This window comes from Acinetobacter chengduensis (assembly GCF_003664645.1).
Lineage (GTDB): Bacteria > Pseudomonadota > Gammaproteobacteria > Pseudomonadales > Moraxellaceae > Acinetobacter > Acinetobacter chengduensis.
Genome location: NZ_RCHC01000045.1, coordinates 1 through 5,574 on the forward strand (window position 1 = coordinate 1; position 5,574 = coordinate 5,574).

Sequence of the window (5,574 nt, forward strand, 5' to 3'; positions counted from 1 at the left end):
TTGAGAGCTAACTATATAACTAATACTGAATGCTGAGATAATTGTGGGATAAAGCGGGATAAGCTTGGATGTGGCGGGATAGCTTTTGAAATGTTATTGCAACTGGTGAAACGATGAGGCGGACATAAAATCCGCCTCTTTTAGTTTGCGAACAGATCATAATTTTTATCTACGGTGCTCTTAATTTTTTCTTCTGTGCTTAGGATTGAACGGATAGATCTGAGTGTCAGGCCAAAGCGGCGTGCAAGCTTTGCATTTGAGTCTTTCTTTGATGCTTCACGTACCGCTCTATTACGCATAGCAATCGTAATTGGCGTACCCATAGGTACTTCGATGTATGTTTTACCCAGTTGCTCAGCTAGGCGCTGAAGTGATTTTAAGCCTACTGCGTGAGTAATGGCGTGATTAACATTAATTGCGTGGTGAGCTGGAACAAAAACGCGAGTGCCGCCGAACTCTTCGATTAGATGCAATGAGGCCTCAGCACCTATTAACTGAGCAACGAATGAAAAATTTCGGGGCATTAAGCTGATGATTTCTTCATCAGAAAAGACTTGGGCGGCGTCTGTGATATGTGGACGATAAGCCATAGTTTTACCTCATAAAATACTATGTTATAGTTGCTTAAATCGTCCTTGGCGGGATGGTTGTTGGATTTTGAAAAGCTCATGATTGCAGTCATGGGCTTTTCTTTTTCAAGCTGGATCTAGGCGTTCAATACCGCAGCGTTTGCACCATTGGCGCAGGTGCGTGATGATCATGTCTGCATTCTTGGTGCTTAGAAATTGAAGCGCGCTGACACCCACTTTATTTTCTACAAATTTAGCTAGAGCTTTCTCACTGCTGTTTCGCACTTGGCCTGCGTTATGCAGCTGAAGCCATAAGTGGCGGATCAATTTACTCTGTGCATCATCTGCAAGATTTTTAACACCTGTCTTATCTTTAGATTCAACCTGAAAACCAAGCTGTTTCATGCGGTCTAGCACCGCTTCTAATTGCGCAATATTTAGCAGCTTTGAGCTGGTTTTACCAGTGCAACTTTCAAGTACTTCACGATACAAATCATCGTCCAAGCCAAGCTGGTTTTTAGCGACATGAATGAGCTGGATCAATTTAGTTTTTTTATTAAATTTCATCTTTACTTTGCTCCGCTTCTAAAATGGCTGGTGGTACGGATGTATCAGTTTTTGAATCAATTACTGCATAACATTTATATGTTTTTGAACCGACAAAGAAGCCACCAAGTCGTTCACATTCTGCAGCAATTTTATGGTGAGTAAATGAGTCCGACCAAAGCCACGCAATTATAAAACCTATAATGAAAGCCACGATATCAAACTCCCGCTATTGCTTGAAGTAAGCCTAAAACACCTAAAATAGCGACTGTTGAATTTGCAATCGCGTTTAGTGTGTGTTTGCGCTTGTTTCGGATAGAGATAAACGTGTATTTGCGATATAACAGTGCTTCATGTGTTTTGTTAAAGCAGGTTACTAGGCCAATTAGAAATACAGCGAAATAACTTAATGTTAGTAACCAATTAAAAAATTCAATCATGAGCTGACTCCTAGTTTTTCCAGTGGAGCACCGCCATTCATAGCATTATTTAATTTAGCGCTCTTTCCAGCCTGCCGACCTGCATGCAGATCATTTTGAGCACGGTCAGTATTGGTATTGGTCTTTTTATTGCGGTCAGTAGGTTCGCTATTACGCACATTATGTTTTTGCTGTACGTAAGCCTGAATTTGCTCCATTTTCTCTTTATTAGGATTTAAATCTGAGACTAGTTTTGTTGCCTCAAGTACCCAACCTTCACAAAATAGGTCTGCGCGTTTCACTTTATTGGCTTTGATCTGAACACGTTTTAGATTTTCTGAAATAAAAACGCTGCGAGCCTTTTTAAGCTGACGGAACAAGACATCGAATGCATAGCTGGCAATCTCTGGCGCTGGATCAAAACCAATAAATTTCCACGCGGCTACTTTTTTAAAAGACAAATTTGTTGTCAGTTTGATATCACCGCTGAGAATAACTTTGCAGCCCATCATCTTCGCAATTGAGTTTGCAAGTACGGCTTCAAACACTGTTGGTTTTTGTGAGCCGCTGCCTAAAATAGATGCTTCGGCAATACCTAAAAGCTCTGGGTCATCAGCATCAATGTTGTATTTTTCCATGAATGCCATGGCTTGGCGTAAAGCAGCTGCCGCTTCATGCTGGTTGGCTGATTTGCTAAGAGCTAAACACTTTTTAATTTTTTCAATTACAGTCTTTTTATTCATGAAGTCTCTCCAATACTGATCACCACTTCAGGCGGCAATTTGTCTAAATCTTTAATTTCGATCATTGTTCTATCTCGCTGCTCGTCAGTACCAGCACACGACTGCTGGCAGACATAGGCACGAATGCCTATGTTTCGCTTAGAATATTGTTGGTTGTGCTACTGCGCGGGTTAAGGCCATCAGCCCTTGCTGTAGATTAGTTGCGCCAGTGGCTACCCAGTGGTGAGGCTCTGCATCTGTTAAACGTTGAAACTCAGTAAAATCACCTGTAGCTGCACCATGTGCATTAGCCTTATCAATCTGCTGGCGTGTGTGATCAAAAAGCTTTTCAACTAAAGCACCTAGCTCTACACCTTTAGCTTTAATCTCGTTGATCAAATCTGTTTCTGCTTGAGTAAGTAAGCGATAACCTGTGAGTTCTTGATTTTGATTTTTCATTAATTCACCGCCTCTTTAAGTGCTTTACCAGCTTTAAAACTTGGGACTTTTGATGCAGCAATTTGAATCTCTGCACCTGTCTGCGGGTTACGGCCAGTACGGGCTGCGCGGTCAGTCACTTTGAAAGTGCCGAAGCCGACCAAAACTACGTCTTCACCTTTTGCCAATGTTGTAGTGACGACTGATTCAAAGCCACTGAGTGCTTTTGCAGCTTGGTCTTGTGTTAAGCCTGATACTGTTGCGATATGCTTCACTAATTCAGATTTGTTCATAGTTGTTTCCTTTCTAGGGTTGGGTTTTAAACGTTGGCAAAATCAAGAGAAATAGGCTGATATTTACCGTCTTTATCGCGTTCATAAAAACGCACATAACTTTTGCTATCGACAATTTTGATGCTGTCGCTAATGGCTTCCATCGCTTGAATCCATTTAGGATCGTCAATGTTGTGTCGGCGCAGACCAAGTACACGGCCAGTAGAAATTTTGCCTTCACGGTCAACTTGGAAAGCATCATTGATTAGCGTTTTGATGTGATCATTTGAGTCTGCAGACCAAGATTGGATGCATTCATCAATAAGAACTTTGGCTGCCTGCAAGCGTTCATCAAAACGGATTGAATCTTGAATTTGGCGGACGATTTTGTATTGACCATCAAAGCTGTAAAGGGTGATGTTTCCTTTACCGCCAGCAACGTGTACGCCATATTGTTCCAATGACAATTCAATGAAAGCTTCGATATCGCCAAAAGCTACAGCTTTAAAATCTATTAGTTGCTGACGGGTTGCTTTGACCTTTTCAATCAAGCTGGTGACTACAGCATCACGCTCAATATCAATAGGCTTGATTGTGCTGATCGGTACAAGGCGGCCTTTGCTGTCAGCACGGTAGCCTTCTGGGATTTGGGTTTGTGCATTCATGCTGTTTTTCCTTTATGTGGTTAAAGTGCTTTTGCGTACTAGAACAAAATCACCGCTGATTAATTGGTTTAAATCTTTATTGAACTGACTGCGTTTTAAGCTTGTTATGTGCTGTTTTAAAAAACGCTGATAAGTGTCTTGGACTACTGGAATTTCAAATTTTCCTTTTGTTACTTCAAAAATTTCGAACGTGGTGAACTCCTTGTTCAGTTCTGCATAAAGTGCAGTTGAAGCAAGAAATTCTGTAAATTCTTCAATTCGTTCCATGCTTACCATTAAGTGTTTCTCCAGATAATGACTACAACAATGATGGTTATGCAGATCATCCAGACTATTAGTTCAGGATTAGCCATGGCAGCCCCCAAGCGCCGCCACAAAAGCAGTGCATAAAAAGAAGATTGGAATATTGATCAGCATTGCTGTTTTGAAATTAAAGGTCATGACCTAGACCTCCATAACCAAGTCATGCGTGATGACATCTGCACCGAGTTCAGCCGCAACGTTCATTGCGCCAGTAATGAGGTTGCCTACAGCCAGCGGGTATAGCAGGCTTTCATTTTGGTTCTTGCGGCCTACATTTCGAGTCAGCTTTGCGCAAATCGCATCAATGCCTGATTCGTCAATGAAATCTGAAAGTTTACGGTCTGCTGCTTTGCAGCGGTGCTGTAAATAGTCAACCAGCGTTGTATGAGTGAAAGGCTCAAGCGTCACAATTTCACAACGCTGTACCACTTCACGGACTTCTTGATTGTTTTCAGCAAGCTTGATTTTCAATTCGTCCTGACCGATCAGGATGATGCTGAGCAATGGCGTGAAACCGTTCTTTAATTCAAGGAAGCGCTTGAGATGTTTCAGCGTTGGAATGGGCAAGCTGTGCGCTTCTTCAATGATCAGTAAATGATGATGGCCCGCACGGCAGCTTTCTTTCAGCAAGTTATGAATCTGGCGAAACCGAGCTTCAGGTGAACGCTTTGCATTTGTGCTTGGCGCAAGCGCTGACAAGATTGCCTCTGCAATGTGTAATGATTTAAGCGTTTTACCTTTTGCATCATTGTCTTCTGTAGCAAGTACATAAGGTTCAATCACAACAACAGCTTCACGTTCGCGTTCAATGCGGTCATGCAGTTCTTCACGCAGTGTTGATTTGCCTGCGCCAGATTGCCCCACAACAGCAATAAAGGAGGTGTTGCCTTTGGCACATTGCCACATGGCTTCGCGGACATAGTTAATGTCGCTGTCGTTATAAAGTTCGCTTGAGCTGCGAATGCTTTCTGTAAAGATGTTTTTGAAAAGTGCAAATTTTTTCTTTGCCGCTGGTGTTAGGGTTTGTTTACGTAGTAGCATTAATTGCTCCTCCTCTTGTGGGGCGGGTGCTGCGCTTTCAGTTTCAGAGGCTTGGTCGTTTTCCGAACTGATTGCTGCGGCATCCATTACTGTTAAAATTTCTGATTCAGCCAGTCCTTTGCTGACTAATAGATCAATGAATTGCTGCTTTAAATGGGCAGCATTTTTTTTGGGATAGTCACCATACTTAACAATCTTGTTGATTGTTGCTGGGCTAAATCTTAATTTCCTTGCTACCCATGTTTGACTTATCGAATGCTCATCGAGCAGTTTTTTAAACTTAGACATCGTTATTCCCCAACTACTCGTAATTTCGGTTTGCTATTGCCAGACTGAATCTGTTCAACCCATGCAGGAATGTCTTCCTGCGGCACTTCACCATTTGGATATGCTGCTTTTAGGGCATTCATGTGTTCATTTCCGTTCCACATAAATCCAACTAGACCGCGTATTGCTTTAGCTGCCTGAATTAAATTAAAAGGCTTAACCTGACGTTTTTGCTGTGCGGTAGACATCTGCTCACCAGCACGTGGGATGTAGCTTGGAACTTCAGTTTTCTGAACATCAGCCATGGCATTGAGCTGGCCCTCATAAGCGGT

Annotated in this window: 9 protein-coding genes, 1 other RNA gene and 1 pseudogene; all 11 read right to left on the reverse strand. The window is 42.2% G+C overall.

Annotated features, from left to right (window positions below; all coding sequences use genetic code 11):
- Positions 1 to 140: 140 nt before the first annotated feature.
- The gene (locus D9K81_RS17840) at positions 141 to 590 is read right to left on the reverse strand and encodes a Mor transcription activator family protein (RefSeq protein ID WP_120375047.1); all 450 of its coding nucleotides are present in this window, start codon (positions 588 to 590) and stop codon (positions 141 to 143) included.
- Positions 591 to 695: 105 nt separating this feature from the next.
- On the reverse strand, positions 696 to 1,136 hold the full coding sequence (locus tag D9K81_RS17845) for a gp16 family protein (RefSeq protein ID WP_120375048.1): 441 nt from the start codon (positions 1,134 to 1,136) through the stop codon (positions 696 to 698).
- Entirely contained in the window at positions 1,126 to 1,329 is a 204-nt protein-coding gene (locus D9K81_RS17850; protein ID WP_322898422.1) for a hypothetical protein, read from the reverse strand. The genes D9K81_RS17845 and D9K81_RS17850 overlap by 11 nt, the downstream gene beginning before the upstream one ends.
- A gap of 222 nt (positions 1,330 to 1,551) precedes the next feature.
- On the reverse strand, positions 1,552 to 2,277 hold the full coding sequence (locus D9K81_RS17860) for a DUF2786 domain-containing protein (protein ID WP_120375051.1): 726 nt from the start codon (positions 2,275 to 2,277) through the stop codon (positions 1,552 to 1,554).
- Positions 2,278 to 2,348: 71 nt separating this feature from the next.
- Positions 2,349 to 2,417: hammerhead ribozyme type II (locus D9K81_RS17865), an RNA gene on the reverse strand.
- Positions 2,416 to 2,715: an Acb2/Tad1 domain-containing protein gene (locus D9K81_RS17870; protein WP_120375052.1), complete on the reverse strand. Its 300-nt coding sequence runs from the start codon at positions 2,713 to 2,715 to the stop codon at positions 2,416 to 2,418. Before D9K81_RS17870 ends, D9K81_RS17865 begins: the two co-directional genes overlap by 2 nt.
- Positions 2,715 to 2,987 (reverse strand): HU family DNA-binding protein, encoded by a 273-nt coding sequence (locus D9K81_RS17875; protein ID WP_120375053.1) that lies wholly within the window; start codon positions 2,985 to 2,987, stop codon positions 2,715 to 2,717. Before D9K81_RS17875 ends, D9K81_RS17870 begins: the two co-directional genes overlap by 1 nt.
- 26 nt (positions 2,988 to 3,013) lie before the next feature.
- The gene (locus D9K81_RS17880; protein WP_120375054.1) at positions 3,014 to 3,631 is read right to left on the reverse strand and encodes a DUF3164 family protein; all 618 of its coding nucleotides are present in this window, start codon (positions 3,629 to 3,631) and stop codon (positions 3,014 to 3,016) included.
- A 12-nt stretch (positions 3,632 to 3,643) separates the two neighbouring features.
- Entirely contained in the window at positions 3,644 to 3,898 is a 255-nt protein-coding gene (locus tag D9K81_RS17885; RefSeq protein ID WP_147395922.1) for a hypothetical protein, read from the reverse strand.
- A gap of 177 nt (positions 3,899 to 4,075) precedes the next feature.
- Complete coding sequence (locus D9K81_RS17890) at positions 4,076 to 5,263, reverse strand: ExeA family protein (protein WP_120375056.1); 1,188 nt, start codon at positions 5,261 to 5,263, stop codon at positions 4,076 to 4,078.
- 2 nt (positions 5,264 to 5,265) lie between these two features.
- Positions 5,266 to 5,574: pseudogene (locus tag D9K81_RS18505) on the reverse strand (transposase); the annotation flags it as partial.

Bases quoted from the DNA above. Each gene is read 5' to 3' on its own strand.
- D9K81_RS17840 (WP_120375047.1), bottom strand. From the start codon at position 590: ATGGCTTATCGTCCACATATCACAGACGCCGCCCAAGTCTTTTCTGAT.
- D9K81_RS17845 (WP_120375048.1), bottom strand. From the start codon at position 1,136: ATGAAATTTAATAAAAAAACTAAATTGATCCAGCTCATTCATGTCGCT.
- D9K81_RS17860 (WP_120375051.1), bottom strand. From the start codon at position 2,277: ATGAATAAAAAGACTGTAATTGAAAAAATTAAAAAGTGTTTAGCTCTT.
- D9K81_RS17870 (WP_120375052.1), bottom strand. From the start codon at position 2,715: ATGAAAAATCAAAATCAAGAACTCACAGGTTATCGCTTACTTACTCAA.
- D9K81_RS17875 (WP_120375053.1), bottom strand. From the start codon at position 2,987: ATGAACAAATCTGAATTAGTGAAGCATATCGCAACAGTATCAGGCTTA.
- D9K81_RS17880 (WP_120375054.1), bottom strand. From the start codon at position 3,631: ATGAATGCACAAACCCAAATCCCAGAAGGCTACCGTGCTGACAGCAAA.
- D9K81_RS17885 (WP_147395922.1), bottom strand. From the start codon at position 3,898: ATGGAACGAATTGAAGAATTTACAGAATTTCTTGCTTCAACTGCACTT.
- D9K81_RS17890 (WP_120375056.1), bottom strand. From the start codon at position 5,263: ATGTCTAAGTTTAAAAAACTGCTCGATGAGCATTCGATAAGTCAAACA.